The organism is Aeromicrobium sp. (assembly GCF_047606445.1).
GTDB lineage: Bacteria > Actinomycetota > Actinomycetes > Propionibacteriales > Nocardioidaceae > Aeromicrobium.
Genome location: NZ_JASGEK010000006.1, coordinates 23,858 through 45,209, shown reverse-complemented (window position 1 = coordinate 45,209; position 21,352 = coordinate 23,858). Strand labels below are relative to the sequence as shown.

The following is a 21,352-nucleotide window of genomic DNA, read 5'->3' as shown; positions in this document are numbered from 1 at the left end:
CTAGACTGGCCCGCGTGATGCGACGAGTCGACGTACGGGACATGGTGGCCGAGGACGGCCTGAGCGAGGACGCCTACCGCGGGGCGGTCCCGCGCGCCGAGGTCGACGTCGAGCACGCCCTGGCCGCGGTGCGGCCGATCTGCGAGGACGTCCGCGAGCGTGGAGCCGAGGCGGTGTTGGAGTACGGCGAGAAGTTCGACGGCGTCCGCCCGGCCGGCCTGCGCGTGCCCGCGGAGGTCGTCGCCGCCGCGCGGGAGGCCCTCGACCCGGCTGTCGCCGAGGCGTTGGAGGCGTCCATCGCCCGCCTGCGCCAGACCTGCGAGGCCGAGCTGGAAGAGAGCGTCACCACGACCGTCGCCGACGGCGCCGTGGTCGAGCGCCGCATCGTGCCGATGCGGCGGGTGGGTCTGTATGTGCCCGGCGGCCTCGCGCCGCTGGTCAGCACCGTCGTCATGAACACGGTCCCGGCGCAGGTCGCCGGGGTGCCCGGCATCGCGCTGGCCAGCCCGCCGCAGGTCGACCACGACGGCTGGCCGCACCCGACGATCCTGGCCGCCTGCGCCATGCTCGGCGTCGACGAGGTCTACGCCGCCGGCGGCGCGCAGGCCCTCGCCATGCTCGCCTATGGCGCGGGGGAGTGCCGTCCGGTCGACCTCGTCACCGGTCCCGGCAACATCTTCGTGGCCGCTGCGAAGCGGTACCTGCAGGGCACGGTCGCGATCGACGCCGAGGCCGGGCCCACCGAGATCGCGATCATCGCCGACGCCACTGCCGACGCCGAGCTCGTGGCCGCCGACCTCGTCAGCCAGGCCGAGCACGACCCGCTGGCCGCGTCGGTGCTCATCACTGACAGCGAGGAGCTGGCCGCCCAGGTCGACACCGCCCTCGCCGCCCAGGTCCCGGCCGCCCGGCACAACGAGCGCATCACCACCGCGCTCACTGGAACGCAGTCGGCCACCGTGCTCGTGCGCGACGTCGACCAGGCCGTCGACGTCGCCAACGCCTACGCCGCCGAGCACCTGGAGATCCACACCGCCGACGCCTCGTCGGTGGCCGCGCGGATCGTCAACGCGGGCGCGGTCTTCGTCGGCTCGTTCACGCCGGTCTCGCTCGGCGACTACGCCGCCGGGTCGAACCATGTGCTGCCCACGGCCGGTTGCGCCTGCCACTCCTCGGGCCTGTCGGTGCGCGCCTTCTGCAAGAACATGCAGGTCATCACCTACTCGGAGGCGGCGCTGCGCGAGATCGGCCCGCGTGTCGTCACGCTCGCCGAGGCCGAGGACCTGCCCTCGCACGGTCGCGCCGTCTCGATCAGGTTGGAGCGATGACGGCCCCCGCCTGGCTGCCGGTGCGCGAGGAGTTGCGCGACGAGGAGCCCTACGGCGCCCCGCAGCTCGACGTGCCGGTGCAGCTGAACACCAACGAGAACCCGTACGGCCCGAGTGAGGCGGCCGCCGACGACATCGCCGCGTCGGTGCGCGCCGCCGCGTTCGGCCTCAACCGTTATCCCGACCGTGAGGCGACCGCCCTGCGGACCGCGCTCGCCGCCTACCTGTCGCGGGAGGTCGACGGCCTCGACGCCTCGCACGTGTGGGCGGCCAACGGGTCGAACGAGGTCATGCAGCAGATCTTGCAGGCCTTCGGCGGCCCCGGACGCACCGCGCTCAGCTTCGCGCCGACCTACTCGATGTACCCCGAGTACGCCCGCAACACCCACACCCGCTGGGTGGCCGGGCAGCGCCGCGAGGACTTCGGCATCGACACCGACGCGGCGGTCGCGCTGATCGAGGCCGAGCGGCCGGACGTCATATTCCTCACCTCGCCGAACAACCCCACCGGCACCGCCCTCGACCCCGCACACACCCGCGCGATCCTCTACGTGGCGCCCGGCATGGTCGTCGTCGACGAGGCCTACGCGGAGTTCCGCCGCGCGGGCACCCCGTCGGCGCTGGAGCTGCTGTCGGAGTTCCCGAGGCTCATCGTCACCCGCACGATGAGCAAGGCGTTCGCGCTGGCCGGAGGCCGTCTCGGCTACCTCGCCGCCGACCCCGCCGTGGTCGACGCGCTGCGGGTCGTGCGATTGCCTTACCACCTGTCGTCGGTGACGCAGGCCGCCGCCGAGGCCGCGCTGCGCCACGCCGACGAGTTGCTCGGCCAGGTCGACGCGCTGCGGGTCGAGCGCGACCGCACCGCCGAACGGCTGGCCGCCGCGGGCCACACCGTCGCCGCCTCCGACGCCAACTTCATCCTGTTCGGCGTCTTCGAGGACCGCCACGCGATCTGGCAGGGCCTGGTCGACCGGGGCGTCCTGATCCGTGAGACCGGGCCCCTAGGATGGCTGCGCGTCTCCATCGGCACACCCGACGAGATGGACGCCTTCCACCACGCCCTCCAGGAGGTCACCTCATGAGCCGCACCGCCCGCATCGAGCGGAAGACCTCGGAGTCGCACGTGCTGGTCGAGGTCGACCTCGACGGGACCGGCAAGCACGACATCGCCACCGGCGTCGGCTTCTACGACCATATGCTCACCGCGCTGGCGCGGCACTCGCTCATGGACCTGACGGTCAAGACCGCGGGCGACCTGCACATCGACGCCCACCACACCGTCGAGGACACCGCCATCTGCATCGGTGAGGCGATCCGCGAGGCGCTGGGCGACAAGTCCGGCATCACCCGCTACGGCACCGCGACGGTCCCGCTCGACGAGGCCATCGCCACCTGCACCGTCGACGTGTCCGGACGCCCGTACTTCGTGCACACCGGCGAGCCCGAGCGGCAGATCACCGTCGTCATCGGCGGCCAATACTCCGGCTCGCTCACCTCGCACGTCTTCGAGTCCATCGCGCACCACGCCGGTCTGACGATGCACATGACGTTGACCGCCGGCCGCGACCCGCACCACATCGCCGAGTGCCAGTTCAAGGCGCTCGCCCGGGCGCTGCGGACCGCCGTCGCGCTCGACCCCCGCGAGACGGGCGTGCCCTCCACCAAGGGGGCGTTGTGACGGCGCCGTCCGTCGTCGTCCTCGACTACGGATCGGGCAATGTCCGCTCGGCGGTGCGCGCCGTCGAGCGCGCGGGCGCCGAGGTCACGCTGAGCGCCGACCCTGCTGTCGCCTACGAGGCCGACGGACTGTTGGTGCCCGGCGTCGGCGCGTATGAGGCGTGCATGCGCGGGCTGGCCGAGGTCGACGGCGAGCGGTTGATCGAGCGTCGGCTGATCGCCGGCCGTCCGGTGCTCGGCATCTGCGTGGGTATGCAGATCCTCTTCGCCGAGGGCATCGAGCACGGCGTGACCACGCAGGGCTGCGGCGAGTGGCCGGGCACGGTCGAGCGACTCCAGGCGCCCATCGTCCCGCACATGGGCTGGAACACCGTCGAGTCGCCCGAGGGCAGTGTCATGTTCGCCGGGATCGAGGGCGAGCGGTTCTACTTCGTCCACTCCTACGGGGTGCGGTCGTGGGAGCTCGACGGCGACACTCCGCTCAAGAAGCCGCAGGTCACCTGGACCGGCTACGAGGGCGACCGCTTCGTGTCGGCCGTCGAGCACGGCCCGCTGTGGGCGACGCAGTTCCACCCCGAGAAGTCCGCCGACGCCGGCCGCCGCCTGCTGGAGAACTGGCTCGCCACGCTATGACCGGCGGACGGGTACGCATGCGGGCGGCGACGCCGGACGACGTGCCTGTCCTGCGTCAATGGGATCGCGAGCCGCATGTCATCGCCTGTTCCAGCGACCGACCCGGCCTGGAGGTTGCCTTCGACGGCATCGACTGGCCCGAGGAGATCGCGTCGATGTCGCCGGTGTCCTTCTGGGAGATCGCCGAGGTCGACGGGCGGCCCATCGGCGTGGTCCAGGTGTGCGACCCGCACCGTGAGCCGACGCACTACTGGGGCGACGTCGAGCCCGACCTGCGCGCCATCGACATCTGGATCGGCCCGCCCGACGCGCTGGGTCGCGGCTACGGGAGCCAGATGATGACGCTGACCCTCGACCGGATCTTCGCCGACCCGGCCGTGACGGCGGTCGTGATCGACCCGCTGAACTCCAACACCGCCGCCCACCGCTTCTACCAGCGGCTCGGCTTCGAGGTCGAGGGACGCCGCGTGTTCGACGGCGACGACTGCCTCGTCCACCGCCTCACCCGCGAGCGCTGGCAGGCGGCGCGCTGAGGAGTAGCTGTTCCGTCGATCCCTGAGGTGCGGCCCTTCGAGGCTCGTTCCTCGCACCTCAGGGACCGGGTGCCCCGCGCCCGCGGTAGGTCTGGAAAGGCTGGTCGCGGTGACCCGAAGGTCGCGGCAGGTTTCGCTCCCTGAGGTGCGGAGGGCGCCCCGCGCCCGGAGCCTCGAAGGGAGACAGGCCTGTGCTCACGTCCCCTCCCTTCGAGGCTCGTCGTTCCTCGCACCTCAGGGAGCGAAGGCCCGGTCACACCTCGAAGCGCTGCTTCAAGAAACTCACGATCTCCGTCAACCCTGCCGTCGCGGCGGGGACCGCGCCGGGCAGGGACATGAAGCCGTGGATGGCGTCGGGGTGCTCGCGCAGTTCGACCGGGACGCCGGTTGCGCGCAGCGCCTCGGCGTAGTGGGTGCCGTGGTCGCGGATCGGGTCGTGACCGGCGGTCAGGATCAGCGCGGGCGGCAGGTCGGCGTGAGAGGCGGCCTTCAACGGCGAGTGCCGCCAGTCCTGGTCGCCGTAGCCGTCGGCCAGGTAGAGATGGATGAAGGTGCTCATCAGTTCCGCGTTCAACAGCGGGGCGTCGGCGTTCTCGGCCTCCGACGGCCATTTCTCGTAGGCGTCGACCGCCGGATAGACCAACACTTGCGCGGCGACGGGCAGATCGCCAGCGTCCCGGGCCTGGAGCGCGGCGACGGCGGCCAGATTGCCGCCCGCGCTGTCGCCCATGACCGCGATCCGCTCCGGGTCGCCGCCGAACTCGGCCGCGTGCTCGTGGACCCAGCGCAGCACCGCCCAGGCGTCGTCGGGCGCCGCGGGGAAGGGATGCTCCGGGGCGAGCCGGTAGGTGGGGGAGACCACGACCGCTCCGACCCGCGCCGCGACCCGGCTGGTCGCCCACCGCGACTGCTCCGGCGAGCCGATGCACCAGCCGCCGCCGTGGTAGTTCACGACGACCGGCGCGAGACCGTCGAGGCCCGGCGGGATGTGCACGCGCAGTCGCGACGTCACGCCGCCGAGGTCGACGGTGATATCGCGGACCGACACGCCCGGCTCGTCCCGTCCGGTGACCACCGACCCGACGCGGCTCGTCAGGAGCCTCGCCCGCTTGTCGCGCAGCGCGATCATCTCGTCGCCGGTGGCGACGGGCCGTGCGATGACTTTCAGCGCCCGGGCGAAGATCCGCGTCCGCAGGGGCAGGGGAGCCGTGGTCGACATGGCCGCGAGCCTAGGCGACGTCGGGGTCCCGGCGAGGCGCGTTGGCGATAGCATCGCCGCGTGACTGACTACCTGCAACTGCTGCCCGCCGTCGACATCAAGGGCGGCCAGGCCGTCCAACTCGTGCAGGGCGTCGACGGGTCCGAGAAGACCTTCGGCGATCCCGTCGAGGCGGCGCTGCGCTGGCAGGACGCCGGCGCCGAGTGGCTGCATCTGGTCGACCTCGACGCCGCCTTCGGCAACGGACGCAACCGCGACCTGCAGGCCGAGATCGTCGGCCGTCTCGACATCGACGTCGAGATCTCCGGCGGCATCCGCGACGACGCCTCGCTGGAGGCCGCGATGGCGACCGGCTGCCGCCGCGTCAACATCGGCACCGCCGCGATGGAGAAGCCCGAGTGGTGCGCCCAGGCCATCGCGACCTGGGGCGACCGCGTCGCCGTCGCGCTCGACGTGCGCGGCACGACCCTCGCCGCGCGGGGCTGGACGAAGGAGGGCGGCGACCTCTACGAGACGCTCACCCGCCTCGACGCCGAGGGTTGCGCGCGCTATGTCGTCACCGACGTCAACAAGGACGGCATGCTGCAAGGTCCGAACCTCGATCTGCTGCGCGACGTCTGCGCGCGCACCGACCGTCCGGTCGTCGCCTCCGGCGGCGTCACCACGCTCGACGACATCGCCGCGCTCATGACCCTGGTCGAGGCGGGTGTCGAGGGGGCCATCGCGGGCACCGCGCTCTACACCGGCCAGTTCACGTTAGAGGAGGCGCTGGCGCTCACGAAGGGACCGACGAGCGCCTCATGACCCGTCGCGGCTGGCTGCTGTTCGCGGCCATGAGCGTCATCTGGGGCGTGCCCTATCTGATGATCAAGGTCGCCGTCGACGGCGGGATCTCAGTGCCGATGGTGGTCTTCGCGCGGACCGCGCTCGGCGCGCTGGTGCTGCTGCCGCTGGCGTTGCGCCACGGGCCGCCAGTCTGGCTGCGTGACCACTGGAAACCGCTGGTGGCGTTCAGCGCCTTCGAGATCCTGGGGCCGTGGGCGCTGTTGGCCCGCGCTGAGCAAGACCTGTCGAGTTCGATGACCGGCCTGTTGATCGCGGCAGTGCCGATCATCGGCGTGGTCGTCTCCCGGCTGATCGGTGACGACGAACGGCTCAGCCCGACCCGCTGGCTGGGCCTCGGCGTCGGTCTCGTCGGGGTGACGGTGCTCGCCCTGCCGGGCCTGGGCGGCGATTCCCCGCGCGCGATCGTCGAGGTGCTGGTGGTGGCGGTCTGCTACGCCATCGCCCCGCTCATCATGGCGCGCAAGCTGAACGACGTCCCGGCCTTGCCGATGACGGCGGTCTGCCTCAGCCTCGCGGCGGCGGTCTACGCGATCCCGGCGGCGCTCACCTGGCCGGACGAGGTTCCTAGCCTCGAGGTCACCGCCTCGCTGATCGGCCTCGGCCTGCTCTGCACGGCGCTCGCCTTCCTGTTCTTCTTCGCGCTGATCCGCGAGGTCGGCACCTCCCGCGCCATGGTCTTCACCTACGTCAACCCCGCCGTCGCCGTGGTCGCCGGCGTCCTACTCCTCGGCGAGACGCTCACCGCCTCGATGGCGGCCGCCTTCGGGCTGATCCTGTGCGGCTGTGTGCTCGCGACGAGTGGCCGTCGGTTGTCGGAGGCGTAAGTCGTGTGTCCCCGTTTTCGGGGACAGCGAAGAAGGGTCTTCTCGCCGTAGGATCCTCAGCATGGTCGGCTCTCAAGCTCTGTCTTCCTCTCGTCGCGGCACGTGGGCCCCGTGGGTGGCCGTCGTGCTGTCACTCGTCCTTCTTGTCACCGGTGTCATGTTCACCGTCGTGGCCTGGTCCACGCCCAGCGTCGAGACGGCGGATCAGACGGCGGCGCGTTCCGGAGAGTTGACGGTTCCGAGTGTCGACGCTCCGCCGGAGGTCCGATCACTGCCGTTACGCAGCGACGCCGATCCCATCGGTGAGGCGTTCCCACACGGCATTGACGATGGGGACGAGGCGGCCGATCTCCTGGTGGATCTTGCGACGCCGCTGGGTCTTGGCGACGACATCCTGTCGCTGGCGGGTCAGACATTCTCGCCGGGAGACTCCGCGGTGTTGGACGACGAGACATATCGTCCCGTCCATCCGTATATGTATCCCAGTATCGACCCGGTAGTGGAGAGCCGACTCGACCTGGAGTCCGCTGAGAAGGATCCGGAGGCGGTGCTCGACTTGACCGCCGCGTTGATCTTGCTCGCGGCGTTTCCTCCCGACGAGGAACAGCAGATGAGCTTTGACACAGGCGCGATGGTGGCGTACAGCATTCTGCGCCACGTCCAGACGGTGTCGGAGACGTGCGAGGCGCAACTTCAACTCGCCCACGTGATGAGTCTCGGCACGCCGAGCGACGAACATCTGTCGACCGAGGTGGAGAAGGCACGGTCCCTGTGCCCGAACGACCCGACGCCGTTGTGGATTAGCGCGCAGTCGAGGATTTCGCGCAGTGCCTTGGATGACGGCGCAGCCCACGACGACGATCCACGGGAGCTGTTAGTCGGCGCTGCCGAGGACTTCGAGGCTCTACGGACGGACTTCGAGGACTTGGCGATCGGCTACGCGGGGTGGGCCGATCTTCTGCTGGATCGTGCTGAGGAGTCAGAACGACGAGGCCTGCGACCCTTCCAGGTGAGGGCCTGGCGGCAAGAGAGCGTCTTGCTCTACGAGGAGGCGCGCTCGCGGTCCGCTGACCCGGGTCTTTTGATCGGACACGCGCGGGCCTTGATCGAACTCGACGAGATCACGCGGGCTGAGGTCGTTCTCGCGCAGACGCCGGAGAAGGTCCGCGACACGATGGGGTTCGTGGCCGTCGAGGTCCTGTTGCGGGAGCACTCCGGGGACGCGGCGGCGGTCAGCGAGTTGTTACGGGAGGCCGTTGTCGGGTTCCCCGTCGGGTTGGAGGCGACCCCGGATGAGTATCCGTTCCGTTTCCGCGGCGCCGCGCGGCTGACGACCTGGCCGACGAGGGTCACTGACGCGACCACTGAGTTCTACGGTGGCGGGATGGTCGAGGACGTCTCCTTCATACCCGCGTATCGAGGCCAGTGGGAGACGGACGGGGTCTGCTTGAACAACAGCGCGTTGATCGCTGCGGTGATGACCGGCGAGGACACCGTGAGCGACGAGGTCTGGGAGACGCTGACGCCACCGCCGAGGTTGACGGGCAACTCACCTGGGTGCCTTTCGCTTGGCGTCGACAGTGAGCAGGCGTATTACGAGAGCGTTCAGGACATGCACCGGTGGGCGGGCGACCTGGATCGGGCCCAGGAGCTGGTCGCCGAATGGCGTGAGAAGTATCCCGAGGACTTCGGCTCCCATCAACGAGCGGGCGAGGTCGCCTACTTACAGGGGGAGTACGAGACGGCTCAGGAGCACTTTGAAGAGGCGGCGCGGCGGTGGGAGGATTTCCAAGAGGTGCGAGAACGCCCATATTCCTCGGTGAAGACCGGGGTCGACTACAGCAACGACGCGGTCCTTCCAGGAACGACGATCGCCTTGCAGATCGCGGAAGCCCTCTCCGCACAGGGTGAGACGGACGAGGCTGACGATGTGCTCCAGGAGGCGCGGTCGGCGCTCGACGAGTCGTATGAGGCCGAGGAGTTCGAGATGGGCGAGTCGTACGAGGCCTCGGTGTTCTATCTGGAATCGCAGCGGGGTTACCTCGCGCTCGTCCAGGGCGACGACGGTGAGGCTGTCGAGCGCCTTCAGGAGGCGGTCGACATGGCCGCCGCGTTCGAGGAGCAACGGGCGGACTACACCCGGACGCGTGAGGGAGACGATCCGGAGGTCGTCCTGCTACGCGGGGCGCAAGAGAACAACCTCGCCCTCGCGCTCGCGCGCTCCGGTGACCATGAGGAGTCGACTCGCGTCGCGGAGGCGGCGCTCAGCCGGGACCCGGCGAACCCCGTCTTCTTAGACACGCTGGCCTTCGCGCATCATCTTGCGGGAGACACGACGGAGGCGGCCCAGGCGTATCAGCGAGTCCTCGACGAGGACGCGACCTCGTACGTCTCGGCCAACAACCTCGCCGTGCTGGTCGCGCAGGAGGGCGACCACGCGACGGCTCAAGAACTCCTGCGTTCGGCGGTCGCCGCCAACCCGGACTACGCGACAGGCTGGCACAACCTCGGTGTCGTGACCGCCCGACTCGACGGGTCGCGGGTGGCCGGGATCGAGAGCGCGCTGGCGGTGGCCGGACGACTCGACCGGAGTCAGCGTGGCGAGCCCCTCGACCTCGTCGTCGACGACACCGTCTACGAGTCGGGGCTCGACATCTCCAAACCGCTGGACCCCGGATGGAACTACGCGCAGACGGCCTCGGAGCCGCGCCACCAGTTCACCCTCACGATGGCCGTCCTGATCGCCCTGCAACTGCTGTGGGCGCTGCGCATCGACCGGGTCGTCGAGATCACCGCCTCCCGGTTCGGCGCGAGGACGCTGGGCGTCGAGGACAGACTGCCCTCGTGGTTGTGGGGGCGGCTTCCGGCTTTCGTCGGGCTGGCCGTGTCCGCCGGGGTCCTCGCGGCCCCGACGCTGTTCTGGGCGGACAGTTGGCTCGAGCGGGCGCTGCTGTTCGGCGTCGTCGGCGGGCTGGTCCTGATGCCCTGGGGCGTGCGACGGCTCGCCTTCCGCGACGCTCTGCCGGTGCAGTTCGGCTGGCCTCCGGCGATGCTCGTCAGCATGGCGGCGGCCCCACTCGGCGTGACCGTGGCGCCGTACCCCGGGGTCGACGACGACGACGTCGCGACCGCTCACCGCAGGCGGACTCTGTGGGCCGCCGCAGGGTCTGTGGCTGTGGTGACCGCCGTGTTCGTCGCGCTGGCGTTCTTCTCGGCGGTGCCGCTGGCGAGGTGGGCGGCGATGGCGGGGTTGGCTCTCCTGGGGTCGATGTTGCTGCCGTTCCGTCCCTTCGACGGGGCGCACGTGCGCGCTCGCAGCGCTTCGGCCCTCATTGCCGCGGTGCTGCTCCTCGGCACGATCTCCTTCGAACTGCGATGGGTCTGACCGGCGAGGTCGAGGACGGAGAGGCGGTGCCGATACCCTCGGGGACGTGAGTCTCGCCGTGCGTGTCATCCCGTGTCTGGACGTCGACGGCGGGCGCGTCGTCAAGGGCGTCAACTTCGTCGACCTGCGCGACGCGGGCGACCCGGTCGAGATGGCGCGGGTCTACGACGCCGAGGGAGCCGACGAGCTGACCTTCCTCGACATCACCGCCTCCAGCGGCGACCGCGCCACCACCTACGACATGGTCGGCCAGGCCGCCGAGCAGGTGTTCATCCCGCTCACCGTCGGCGGGGGCGTGCGGACCACCGACGACGTTGACCGGCTCTTGCGCGCCGGAGCCGACAAGGTCGGCATCAACACCGCCGCCATCGCTCGGCCCGAGGTGATCGCCGAGATCGCCGGACGTTTCGGCAACCAAGTGCTCGTGCTGAGCGTCGACGCGCGCCGTGCCGCCGATCAGCCCAGCGGCTTCGAGGTCACCACCCATGGCGGCCGCCGCAGCGCCGGGATCGACGCCGTCGCATGGGTGCGACAGGCCACCGAGCTCGGCGCGGGCGAGATCCTGCTCAACTCGATGGACGCCGACGGCACCCAGGCCGGATTCGACCTGGAAATGATTCGGGCGGTCCGTGGCGTTACACAGGTGCCACTGATCGCCAGTGGCGGCGCCGGGAAGCTGGAGCACTTCCCCCCTGCGGTGGAGGCCGGCGCCGACGCCGTGCTGGCCGCGAGTGTGTTCCACTTCGGCAGCCTGACCATCGGAGCGGTGAAAGACACCTTGCGCGCTGCCGGCCACACCGTCCGTTGACGGGCCTGGACTCCCTCGGCCAGACCGACACCTCCCGCCTCACCCGGCGGGGGGTCGTCGTGATGGGCCGGGGCATCGCCCGCGAGAAGCCGATGTTCGCCCTCGCCGTGCTCTTCTCGGTGCTCTTCGGGGCCACCACGGTCGCCGACGCCTGGGTGCTCGGCTGGGCCACCGACCACGTCATCCGGCCGTCCTTCGCCGACGGGGAGTTGCTGGTCGGCGCGTCGGTCGTCGGCGTGCTGCTGTTCCTGTCAGCGGCCCTGCTGCGCATGGTGAGCGTCGTCGGACGGCGGCTCATCGGCGGCATCGTCTTCTACCGGCTCGTGCGCGGCGACCGTCGCGCGGTCACCCGCCGCTACCTCGAACTGCCGATGCGCTGGCATCAGTCGCACCCCACCGGCCAACTCCTGTCGAACGCGAACGCCGACGTCGAGGCGACCTGGAGCGTCTTCCAGCCGTTGCCGATGGCTATCGGCGTCATCGCCATGCTCGTCGTGGCGATCGTGTCGATGTTCCTGGCCGACCCGGTGCTGGCGATGATCGGCCTGGTGGTCTTCCCGGCGCTCTTCGCGATCAACGTCGTCTACCAGCGCTGGCAGGGCCCGCTGATGACGCGGGTGCAGAGCCTGCGCGGCGACGTCTCGGCGGTCGCGCACGAGTCCTTCGACGGCGCGCTCGTGGTCAAGTCGCTGGGCCGCGAGGCCGACGAGACCCGACGTTTCGAGGCCGCCACGAACGAGTTGCGCGACGCCAGCGTCGCGGCCGGCCGCATCCGGGCGGTGTTCGACCCGGTCATGGAGTCGCTGCCGAGCGTCGGCGTGCTGCTGGTGCTGCTCATCGGGATCGGGCGCGTCGAGTCCGGCGCCATCGCGCCGGGCGATCTCGTGCAGGTGGCCTATCTGTTCACCGTCGTCGCGATGCCGGTGCGGGCGATCGGCTGGGTGCTCGGCGAGCTGCCGCGCGCGGTCGTCGGCTGGGACCGGGTGCGCGGCGTGCTCGACGAGCAGGACCGCATGGACTACGGGAGCGTGCGGGCGCCGGGCGAGGGTCCGGTGAGCGTCGACCTGGAGGGCGTCGAGTTCGCCCACACGCCCGGCGAGCCGGTGCTGCGCGGGGTCGATCTGAGCGTCGTTCCGGGCGGCGTCACGGCGGTGGTCGGCGCGACCGGCAGCGGCAAGAGCACGCTCGTCTCGCTCGTCACCCGTCTGGTCGACCCCGACGCCGGACAGGTCCGCGTCGGCGGCGTCGACCTGCCCCGCCTGTCGCACGCCGCGCTGGCCGAGGCGGTCGCGGTCGCCCCGCAGACGACCTTCCTCTTCGACGACACCGTCCGGCACAACATCACCCTCGGCGCCGACCTCGACGACGAGACGGTGTGGGAGGTGTTGCGGGTCGTGCAGGCTGAGCAGTTCGTGGCGGCGCTGCCCGACGGACTCGACACCCGGCTGGGCGAGCGCGGCACGTCGCTGTCGGGCGGGCAACGTCAGCGGATCGCCCTGGGCCGCGCGCTGATCCGCCGTCCCCGGCTGCTCGTCCTCGACGACGCCACCAGCGCCCTCGACCCCGACGTCGAGCGCCGCATCCTCGACGCGCTGGAGGACTGGACCCGTGCCAACGGCGGCCTGACCGTGCTGGTCGTCGCCTACCGCAAGGCCACCATCGCGCTCGCCGACCACGTCGTCCACCTGGCCGGCGGACGTGTCGTCGACCAGGGCACGCACGAGGAGTTGCGCGAGCGCTCCCAGGCCTACCGCGACCTGGTCGACGCCTACGACGAGGCCCGCGAGGAGTTGGACCATGAGTGAGGAACGCGAAGGCAGCCTGCGGGTCATCGCGCGCGGCCTGTCGCTCAGCCCGGCGATCATCCAGGGCTGGGGACTGACGGTCGTGCTGATCCTGTGCGGCACGGCGGGCTCGTCGCTGGTGCCGGTCGTGGTGCAGCGGGCCATCGACTCCGGCCTCGCCGACGGCGACGGCGTGGACGCCTCCTCCATCGTGACGGCGGTCGTCGTGGCGGCTCTGCTGCTGATCGTCAGCGGCGTCGCCTCGTACTACGCCAAACTGCGGCTGTTCCGCAGCAGTGAGACGGGCCTCGCGCAACTGCGGGTCACCGCCTTCCGGCACGTCCACGACCTGTCGATGCTGACGCAGAACACCCAGCGGCGCGGCTCGCTCGTCTCGCGGGTCACCTCCGACATCGACCAGATCTCCCAGTTCGTGCAGTTCACCGGCATGATCCTGGTGCTCAGCGTCGGCCAGATGATCGTCGCCACGGTCGTGATGGGCTTCCTGTCGTGGCAGTTGACGCTGGTGGTGCTGGCGACCTTCGTGCCGCTGGCGCTGGCCTTGAAGGGCTTCGCCGAGCGCATGTCCCGGGCCTACGACCGGGTCCGCGCCGCCGTCGGCGACCTGCTGTCGACCATCGCCGAGCCGGTCGTGGGGGCGTCGGTCGTCAAGACGTACGCCATCGAGGAGCAGACGCAGGACCGCATCGACACGGCCGTCGGCGCCGCCTACGACACGCAGGTACGGGCGCAGACCATCGTCGCGTTCACCTTCGCCTCGGCCATCCTCGTCGGCGGCGTCGCGAACGCGGCGGTGCTGGTCGTCGGGGTGTGGCTGGGCGTCGCCGGGACGCTGTCGCTGGGCACCGCCATCGCCTTCATCTTCCTCATCACGCTGTTCGTCGGCCCCGCGCAGATGGCCACCCAGGTCATCACCGACGCGCAGAACGCGGTCGCGTCGTGGCGTCGGGTGATCGAGCTGCTGGAGACGCCCGCCGACGTCGTCGACCCGGGCACAGGCGGCGAGCCGCTGCCGACCGGCGACCTCGGGGCCCGGTTCTCAGGGGTCGCGTTCGCCTACGGCGACGGGCCGAAGGTGCTGCACGACCTCGACGTCGAGATCGTGCCCCGGCAGCGGGTCGCGGTCGTGGGGGAGACCGGCTCGGGCAAGTCGACCTTCGCCAAGCTGCTCACCCGGCTGATGGACCCCAGCGACGGCGTCGTCGCGCTGGGCCACGGAACGGAGTGGACGCCGCTCGACCGGGTCCGGTTCGACGACCTGCGCCGCCGCGTGGTGATGGTGCCGCAGGAGGGCTTCCTCTTCGACGCGACCCTGCGCGAGAACCTGCTCTACGGCAAGCCGGGCGCGAGCGACGCCGAGCTGGTCGCCGCGTTCGACGACCTCGCGCTGACCGACTGGTTCGAGACGCTGCCGCGCGGCCTCGACACCGCCGCCGGCCAGCGCGGCGAGTCGCTGTCGGCAGGGGAGCGGCAGCTGGTCTCGCTGGTCCGCGCGGCGCTGGCCGATCCCGACCTGCTGGTGCTCGACGAGGCGACCAGCGCGGTCGACCCGCGGACCGAGCTGCGCGCCACCCGCGCCCTCGACCGTCTGCTCGACGGCCGCACCAGCGTCACCATCGCCCACCGGCTGTCCACGGCGGAGAACGCCGACCGTGTGCTCGTCTTCGACGCCGGCCGCCTCGTCGAGGACGGCTCCCACGCCGACCTGGTCGACGCCGGCGGCGTCTACACCCGCCTCCACACCAGCTGGGTCGCCCAAGCCACCCTCGGCGTCCGCCCCTAAGGTCAAGAGCGCGTGAGAGGTGTCGGCGGTCGATGGCAGGCTGGGAAGATGCACAAGTCATCGACGCTGACGGCCTGGGTCGATGAGTCGATGCATGACTTCTCCCCGTCCTTAGGCGCCGGCTTCTACGTCCTCGCGGCCACGGTCGTGGCGAGAGAGCATCACGGCTTGGTGCGCGAACGCATGCTCGGTCTGGTGAAGGGCAGGGCATCCCGGTTGCACTGGCGCGATGAGTCGTCATCTCGGCGGGCGGTGATCGCGGAGACGATCGCTGGCCTGCCGGTCGAGCATGTGGTGGCAATCGGAAGCCCTTTGAACCTTCATCGCCAGGAGCGTGCCCGTCGGCTGTGTTTGGAATGGGCCTTGAGCCACTTGGACGGCCAGGGGGTGGCAGAGGTGTTCGTGGAGACCCGGCAGGAACAACTGGATCGTCGAGACATCAAGCTGCTTGACGCGGCGAGGAGCAAACGGTGGGTGTCGTCCGCCTTGAGGATGGACTTCCTATCGCCTCAAAGCGAGCCGTTGCTGTGGGCGGCCGACGCGGTAGCGGGAGCGGTGGGAGCCGCGCTCACAGGTCGCGATCCTGTTCCGAGGAACGCTTTGGGAGCATCTGTCACTGAGATATGCCGAGACCTATGACGACTCTCGCCGGAGAAGACGTCAGCCCCGGGCGCTGATTCCATCAGCACATCCGGGGCTTTCTTCCTCACACCGGAGCCCGGGGAGGCATTCTCATGCTAACACGCCACAATGACAGCGTGACTTCTCTCGACCCCGCCCTCGCCGACCGTCTCAAGCGTGACGACAACGGCCTCGTCGCCGCCGTCGTGCAGGACGCCGACAGCCACGCCGTGCTCATGGTCGGCTGGATGGACGACGAGGCGCTGCACCGCACGCTCACCACCGGGGCGGCGACCTTCTGGAGCCGCAGCCGGGGCGAGTACTGGGTCAAAGGGGAGACCTCCGGGAACACGCTCGCGGTGCGCGAGGTCCGACTCGACTGCGACGGCGACACGCTGCTGGTGAAGGCCGCGCCCGCCGGGCCGACCTGCCACACCGGCGCGACCACCTGCTTCGACGCCGACCGGCTCCTGTGAGCGCCGCCGTGTCCGCCCGACGCTGGTACGCCCCGACCGTCCTGGCGCTGCTGGTGCTAGGCGGCGCGATCTTCGCGCTCGGACGACGGACGTGGGTCACCACCCGGCTCGGCGACGGGAAGGGGGCCGGGGCGCTCATCGAGACCACCGGCGCCGACATCGCGCCGCTCGTGCCCGCGCTCGGCGTCGTGATCGCCGCCGCCGCGCTCGCCGTGCTGGCCTCGAGCGGGTGGTTCCGGCGGCTGGTCGGCGCGCTGATCGTCGTCGTGGCGGTCGGCGGGGCCGTCGCGACCCGCGCCGACCCCTCCGGCGTCGTCGACGCGGCAGTCGAGGAGAGCGTGGCCTTCGGCCAGGACGTCTCCGTCGCCGAGACCACCCATCACGCCTCCTGGCAGGCGGCGGCCCTCTTCGTCCTCGCGGCGCTGCTCGGCGCGCTCATCGTGCGGTACGGGCCGTCCTGGCCGACGATGAGCAGCCGCTACGACGCCCCGTCGGCCCGCCCAGAGCCGACCGAGGCCGACGTCTGGGCCGCGATGGACCGGGGCCTCGACCCGACCGACCGCGACGACGACGACCTGATCGGCGACCGGTAGGCTGGGCACCGTCCGACCGACCGAGAACGCTTCAGGAGCACCACCCCCATGCACGGATCGTCGCCCGCCTCGTGGACTGCCGTCTTGCTCGCCCTCGTGGGCTTCGCCGTCGGAGGCGTCGGCCTGATCCCCGAGCCGAACTGGCTGATCTTCACCATCGGTTGCGTCCTCGCGCTGATCGCCGCTCCGGTCGGTTGGGTCATGGGTCGCGTCGGCCTCGGTGCGAAGGACCACTGAGCTTCCGATGTCCGTGGTGACGCCGCCCGTTCCTCCGGGAGCCGCGTCGCGACCGCCGCGCACTCGCGGCCAGTTGCTGCGCACCCCGATCCTCTGGGGGGTCGCGGGTGCCTCGGCGGTCACCGCTCTGCGTTTTCGCGATCCGCATGAGAGCGGATCGTGGGGCTATTGCCCTTTTCTGTTGATCACCGGCCAACCGTGTCCGGGCTGCGGCGGTCTGCGCGCGGTCAACAACCTCACTCATGGCGACGTGCTCGGCGCGATCAGCAGCAACGCCTTCGCCGTGGCCTTCGTCGCGGTGATGGGCACCGCGTGGTTCGTCTGGGCGGTACGACGCTGGCGCGGCGAGGACGTTCCGTGGATCAGGCTCTCACCCCTGTGGACCGTGCTGATCCTCGTGTCGGTCGCGATCTTCTCTGTCCTGCGCTGGTCCCCGTGGGGCGTGTGGCTGCGGCCCTGACCCCACCGGTTCGCCGGGTCGGTGCAGATCAGCACCTCGAGTAGCGGACTCGGCGACCTGGCGTTCGCTGATGAAGTCCAACGCCACCGCGACAGCTCCGGGGATACCGGCGGCGGGCGGCATCGGCAGGTCGGAGGAGTCGGAGTCGGACGGGGAATACGGGTTGCCCATGTCCTGAGCCTCAACGAGCCCCCACCCACAGGCACCCATGGACGCCGGTCGAAAGCGCCGGTCTAGGCTGGCCTGAGTCCCAGCGGTCTGCGCTGAAGCCACCTAGGAGGTGTCATGTCCGTTCTCGACGAGATTCTCGCCGGGGTGGCCGACGACCTCGCCGAGCGTCAGGAGGCGACCAGCCTCGACGACCTCAAGGCGCTGGCGGCCCGCCAGCCCGAGGCCCTCGACCCGATGCCCGCGTTCCGCGCCGAAGGCGTCTCGGTCATCGCCGAGGTGAAGCGGTCGAGCCCCAGCAAGGGCGCGCTCGCCACGATCAAGGACCCGACTGCTCTGGCGAGCGATTACGCGGCCGGCGGCGCGGCGGCCATCAGCGTGCTCACCGAACGACGGCGCTTCGGCGGCACCCTCGACGACCTGCGCGCCGTGCGCGGCGCGGTCGACGTGCCGATCCTGCGCAAGGACTTCATCACCACCTCCTATCAGCTCTGGGAGGCCCGTGCGGCCGGCGCCGACATGGCGCTGCTCATCGTGGCCGCGCTGGAGCAGAACGCCCTCGTCAGCCTCATCGAGCGCGCCGGGTCGATCGGCCTGACCGCCCTGGTCGAGGTGCACGACGAGGCCGAGCTCGAGCGCGCCGTCGACGCGGGCGCGGAGCTGATCGGCGTCAACGCCCGCAACCTCAAGACCCTCGACGTCGACCGTGGCACCTTCGCCCGGTTGGCGCCGCGCATCCCGTCGCATGTCGTCTCGGTCGCCGAGTCGGGCGTGCGCGGCCCGCACGACGTCATCGAGTACGGCCGTCACGGGGCCAATGTGGTCCTCGTCGGCGAGACCCTCGTGCGCGACGCGGACCCCCGCGCCTCGGTGACCGACCTCGTCGCCGCGGGCGCGCATCCAGCCCTTCAACACCGGGGATGACACACCTATGAGCACCGACCTGGGCAGAGCCCTGCCCGACGGACCCGGCCACTTCGGACGTTTCGGCGGCCGCTTCATGCCCGAGGCGCTGATCGCACCGCTCGACGAGATCACCCGCGAGTGGGAGGCCGCGCAGACCGACCCCGCCTTCACCGGCGAGCTCGACCGCATGCTGCGCGAGTACGCCAACGTGCCGAGCCCGCTGTACGAGGCGCACCGGTTCAGCGAGGCCGTCGGCGCGCGCATCCTGCTCAAACGCGAGGACCTCAACCACACCGGCGCCCACAAGATCCGCAATGTCATCGGGCAGGCGCTATTGGCCAAGCGCATCGGCAAGCCGCGCTGCATCGCAGAGACCGGCGCCGGCCAGCACGGCGTCGCCTCGGCCACCGCCTGCGCCTACCTCGACCTGGAGTGCGTCGTCTACATGGGCGAGGTCGACACCGAGCGCCAGGCGCTCAACGTCGCGCGCATGAGGATGCTCGGCGCGGAGGTCGTCCCGGTCACCACCGGCAGCCGCACCCTCAAAGACGCCATCAACGAGGCGCTGCGCGACTGGGTCACCACGGTCGACACCACGCACTACCTGTTCGGCACCGCCGCCGGGCCGCACCCGTTCCCGTCGATGGTGCGCGAGCTGACCCGCGGCATCGGCGACGAGGCGCGCGCCCAGTGCCTGGAGCTGACCGGTTCGCTGCCGGACGCCGTCGTCGCGTGCGTCGGCGGCGGCTCCAACGCCATCGGCCTGTTCACCGCCTTCGTGCCCGACGAGCAGGTCGCCATCCACGGCATCGAGGCCGGGGGTGACGGCGTCGAGACGGGCCGGCACGCCGCCACCATCACCGGCGGCCAGGTCGGCGTGCTGCACGGCGCCCGCTCCTTCCTGCTGCAAGACGACGACGGCCAGACCATCGAGTCGCACTCGATCAGCGCCGGACTCGACTATCCGGGCGTCGGCCCCGAGCACGCCCACCTCGCCGACAGCGGCCGCGCCCACTACCGTCCGGCCACCGACGCGCAGGCGATGGCCGCCTTCGACCTGCTCTGCAAGACCGAAGGCATCATCCCGGCCATCGAGTCCTCGCACGCGCTCGCCGGAGCGGTCGAGCTGGCCCAGGAGCTCGGCCCCGACGCCACCATCTTGGTCAACCTCTCCGGCCGCGGCGACAAAGACGTGGCCACCGCCGCCGCGTACTTCGGCTTGCTCGACGGGAGCCCGGCATGAGCCAGATCGACGAGCTGTTCGCACGCGCCCGGGCCGAGGACCGGGCCGCGCTGGTCGGCTACCTGCCCGCCGGATTCCCCAGCGTCGAGGCGTCGATCCGCGCCATCGCCACGATGGTCGAGAACGGCGTCGACCTCGTCGAGGTGGGCCTGCCCTATAGCGACCCGGTCATGGACGGACCGACCATCCAGGCCGCCGCCGAGGCCGCGTTGGCCGCCGGAACGCGCGTCGACGACGTCTTCGAGGTCGTCCGCGCCACCGCCGACCTCGGCGTGCCGACGGTCGTCATGACCTATTGGAATCCCGTCGAGCGACGCGGCGTCGACACCTTCGCCGCCGACCTGGCCGCCGCCGGGGGAGCGGGCCTCATCACCCCCGACCTCATCCCCGACGAGGGAGTCGAGTGGGACCGCGCCTCGCGCGCCCACGGCCTCGACCGGATCTACCTCGTCGCCCCCTCCTCGACCGACGAGCGGCTCGCGCTCACCGCCGAGGCCGCCAGCGGCTTCGTCTACGCCACGGCCGTCATGGGCGTGACCGGCCAGCGCGAGCAGACCTCCAGCCTCGCGCCCGAGCTCGTGGCCAGGTTGCGGAAGGTCACCGACCAGCCGGTCGGCGTCGGCCTCGGCGTGAGCAATCAGGAGCAGGCCCGTGAGGTGGCGGCCTTCGCCGACGCGGTGATCGTCGGCTCGGCGTTGGTGCGCTGTCTGCTCGACGCGCCCGACGAACAGACCGGACTCGACGCCCTCGCGGCGCTGTCGCGCGACCTCCGCGCGGGAATGGAGCGAGCATGATCCCCCTGACGACGTCGATCCCCAGCCCCGGCACCGGGGTCTGGGAGATCGGCCCCTTCCCGCTGCGCGCCTACGCGCTCGGCATCATCGTCGGCGCACTGCTGGCGATCTGGATCGGCGAACGCCGCTTCCAGGCGCGCGGCGGCCGCGAGGGTGTCATCTCCGACATCGCCATCTGGGCGATCCCCTTCGGCATCGTCGGCGCCCGGCTGTACCACGTCGTCACCGACTACCAGCTGTACTTCGGCGCGGACGGCAGCGGCGCCGTCGAGGCGTTGAAGATCTGGAACGGCGGTCTCGGCATCTGGGGCGCCATCGCCGGCGGAGCGCTCGGCGCCTGGATCGCGGCCCGCAGGGCGGGCGTGTCGATCATGGCCGTCGGCGACGCCCTCGCCCCCGGCCTGCTGGTCGCGCAGGCGGTCGGCCGGATCGGCAACTACTTCAACCAGGAGTTGTTCGGCAAGCCGACCGAGCTGCCGTGGGCCTTGGAGATCGACGTCCTCCACCGCCCCAGCGGTTTCTTCGAGTACGCCACCTTCCACCCCACCTTCCTCTACGAGATGCTGTGGAACCTGGCCGCCGCCGCACTGCTCGTCGCCCTCGACCGCCGCTACAAGTTCGTCGGCGGTCGCGCCTTCTGGCTCTACGCCATGCTCTACACGGCGGGCCGGTTCTGGATCGAGCAGCTGCGCATCGACCCGGTCAACATGATCGGCCCGTGGCGGCTCAACGTCTGGACCTCGCTGCTGGTCTTCGCGGCGGCCGCCTACCTGTTCTGGCGGGCGGGCCGCACGGGCGCCGACGAGCCGGTCGAGGTCGACGAGCCGGACGAGTCCGAGGTCGACGAGCAGCCCGACGACGAGACGGACGAGTCCCCGGACGCCGAGCAGCCCGCCGAGAGCTCTGAGGACGTCGAGGAGGACGAGGAGACATCCGACGACGGCGACGAGGAAGAGCGAGCGGACCTCGTGAAGTGACGCGTGGCCGCCTGTGGATAAGGCGGTCCGCAGGTC

21 protein-coding genes are annotated in these 21,352 nt (G+C 70.8%); 20 read left to right on the top strand and 1 reads right to left on the bottom strand.

Annotated elements, in window-relative coordinates; genetic code table 11:
- Positions 1-14 precede the first annotated feature (14 nt).
- The 5 genes from hisD to QM621_RS01695 are packed head-to-tail and all read left to right on the top strand — an operon-like array spanning position 15 to position 4,171.
- Entirely contained in the window at positions 15-1,328 is a 1,314-nt protein-coding gene (gene hisD, locus QM621_RS01715; protein ID WP_414988623.1) for a histidinol dehydrogenase, read from the top strand.
- Positions 1,325-2,410 carry a histidinol-phosphate transaminase gene (locus QM621_RS01710; protein WP_414988622.1) on the top strand — a complete coding sequence of 362 codons (1,086 nt, stop codon included), beginning with the start codon at positions 1,325-1,327 and terminating at the stop codon, positions 2,408-2,410. Before hisD ends, QM621_RS01710 begins: the two co-directional genes overlap by 4 nt.
- The gene (gene hisB / locus QM621_RS01705; protein WP_414988621.1) at positions 2,407-3,006 is read left to right on the top strand and encodes an imidazoleglycerol-phosphate dehydratase HisB; all 600 of its coding nucleotides are present in this window, start codon (positions 2,407-2,409) and stop codon (positions 3,004-3,006) included. The genes QM621_RS01710 and hisB overlap by 4 nt, the downstream gene beginning before the upstream one ends.
- Positions 3,003-3,638 (top strand): imidazole glycerol phosphate synthase subunit HisH, encoded by a 636-nt coding sequence (gene hisH, locus QM621_RS01700; protein WP_414988620.1) that lies wholly within the window; start codon positions 3,003-3,005, stop codon positions 3,636-3,638. The genes hisB and hisH overlap by 4 nt, the downstream gene beginning before the upstream one ends.
- 17 nt (positions 3,639-3,655) lie before the next feature.
- Positions 3,656-4,171 (top strand): GNAT family N-acetyltransferase, encoded by a 516-nt coding sequence (locus QM621_RS01695; protein WP_414988619.1) that lies wholly within the window; start codon positions 3,656-3,658, stop codon positions 4,169-4,171.
- Positions 4,172-4,424: 253 nt separating this feature from the next.
- On the opposite strand, the gene QM621_RS01690 is transcribed toward QM621_RS01695, so the two are convergent.
- Positions 4,425-5,390, bottom strand: coding sequence for an alpha/beta hydrolase (locus tag QM621_RS01690; RefSeq protein ID WP_414988618.1), 966 nt, complete (start codon positions 5,388-5,390; stop codon positions 4,425-4,427).
- Between the two features lie 60 nt (positions 5,391-5,450).
- Here QM621_RS01690 and priA point away from each other — a divergent pair, with 60 nt between their 5' ends.
- From priA to lgt, 15 genes are all read left to right on the top strand, one after another.
- Complete coding sequence (gene priA / locus QM621_RS01685) at positions 5,451-6,194, top strand: bifunctional 1-(5-phosphoribosyl)-5-((5-phosphoribosylamino)methylideneamino)imidazole-4-carboxamide isomerase/phosphoribosylanthranilate isomerase PriA (RefSeq protein ID WP_414988617.1); 744 nt, start codon at positions 5,451-5,453, stop codon at positions 6,192-6,194.
- Positions 6,191-7,060: a DMT family transporter gene (locus QM621_RS01680; RefSeq protein ID WP_414988616.1), complete on the top strand. Its 870-nt coding sequence runs from the start codon at positions 6,191-6,193 to the stop codon at positions 7,058-7,060. The genes priA and QM621_RS01680 overlap by 4 nt, the downstream gene beginning before the upstream one ends.
- A 124-nt stretch (positions 7,061-7,184) precedes the next feature.
- Complete coding sequence (locus QM621_RS01675; protein ID WP_414988615.1) at positions 7,185-10,445, top strand: hypothetical protein; 3,261 nt, start codon at positions 7,185-7,187, stop codon at positions 10,443-10,445.
- Positions 10,446-10,491: 46 nt separating this feature from the next.
- Entirely contained in the window at positions 10,492-11,253 is a 762-nt protein-coding gene (hisF, locus tag QM621_RS01670; protein WP_414988614.1) for an imidazole glycerol phosphate synthase subunit HisF, read from the top strand.
- The gene (locus QM621_RS01665; RefSeq protein WP_414988613.1) at positions 11,250-13,058 is read left to right on the top strand and encodes an ABC transporter ATP-binding protein; all 1,809 of its coding nucleotides are present in this window, start codon (positions 11,250-11,252) and stop codon (positions 13,056-13,058) included. The genes hisF and QM621_RS01665 overlap by 4 nt, the downstream gene beginning before the upstream one ends.
- Complete coding sequence (locus QM621_RS01660; protein WP_414988612.1) at positions 13,051-14,841, top strand: ABC transporter ATP-binding protein; 1,791 nt, start codon at positions 13,051-13,053, stop codon at positions 14,839-14,841. The genes QM621_RS01665 and QM621_RS01660 overlap by 8 nt, the downstream gene beginning before the upstream one ends.
- A 48-nt stretch (positions 14,842-14,889) precedes the next feature.
- A complete protein-coding gene (locus QM621_RS01655) occupies positions 14,890-15,480 on the top strand; it encodes a hypothetical protein (protein ID WP_414988611.1) in 591 nt (196 codons plus the stop codon).
- Positions 15,481-15,575: 95 nt separating this feature from the next.
- The gene (hisI, locus tag QM621_RS01650) at positions 15,576-15,938 is read left to right on the top strand and encodes a phosphoribosyl-AMP cyclohydrolase (RefSeq protein WP_414988610.1); all 363 of its coding nucleotides are present in this window, start codon (positions 15,576-15,578) and stop codon (positions 15,936-15,938) included.
- Positions 15,935-16,531, top strand: coding sequence for a Trp biosynthesis-associated membrane protein (locus QM621_RS01645; protein ID WP_414988609.1), 597 nt, complete (start codon positions 15,935-15,937; stop codon positions 16,529-16,531). Before hisI ends, QM621_RS01645 begins: the two co-directional genes overlap by 4 nt.
- 48 nt (positions 16,532-16,579) lie before the next feature.
- A complete protein-coding gene (locus QM621_RS01640) occupies positions 16,580-16,768 on the top strand; it encodes an HGxxPAAW family protein (protein ID WP_414988608.1) in 189 nt (62 codons plus the stop codon).
- Between the two features lie 7 nt (positions 16,769-16,775).
- Positions 16,776-17,228 carry a DUF2752 domain-containing protein gene (locus QM621_RS01635; protein WP_414988607.1) on the top strand — a complete coding sequence of 151 codons (453 nt, stop codon included), beginning with the start codon at positions 16,776-16,778 and terminating at the stop codon, positions 17,226-17,228.
- Positions 17,229-17,513: 285 nt separating this feature from the next.
- Entirely contained in the window at positions 17,514-18,320 is an 807-nt protein-coding gene (gene trpC / locus QM621_RS01630; protein WP_414988606.1) for an indole-3-glycerol phosphate synthase TrpC, read from the top strand.
- 7 nt (positions 18,321-18,327) lie between these two features.
- Positions 18,328-19,545, top strand: coding sequence for a tryptophan synthase subunit beta (trpB, locus tag QM621_RS01625; RefSeq protein WP_414988605.1), 1,218 nt, complete (start codon positions 18,328-18,330; stop codon positions 19,543-19,545).
- Complete coding sequence (gene trpA, locus QM621_RS01620) at positions 19,542-20,339, top strand: tryptophan synthase subunit alpha (protein WP_414988604.1); 798 nt, start codon at positions 19,542-19,544, stop codon at positions 20,337-20,339. Before trpB ends, trpA begins: the two co-directional genes overlap by 4 nt.
- Positions 20,336-21,316, top strand: coding sequence for a prolipoprotein diacylglyceryl transferase (gene lgt, locus QM621_RS01615; protein WP_414988603.1), 981 nt, complete (start codon positions 20,336-20,338; stop codon positions 21,314-21,316). The genes trpA and lgt overlap by 4 nt, the downstream gene beginning before the upstream one ends.
- Positions 21,317-21,352: the final 36 nt, after the last annotated feature.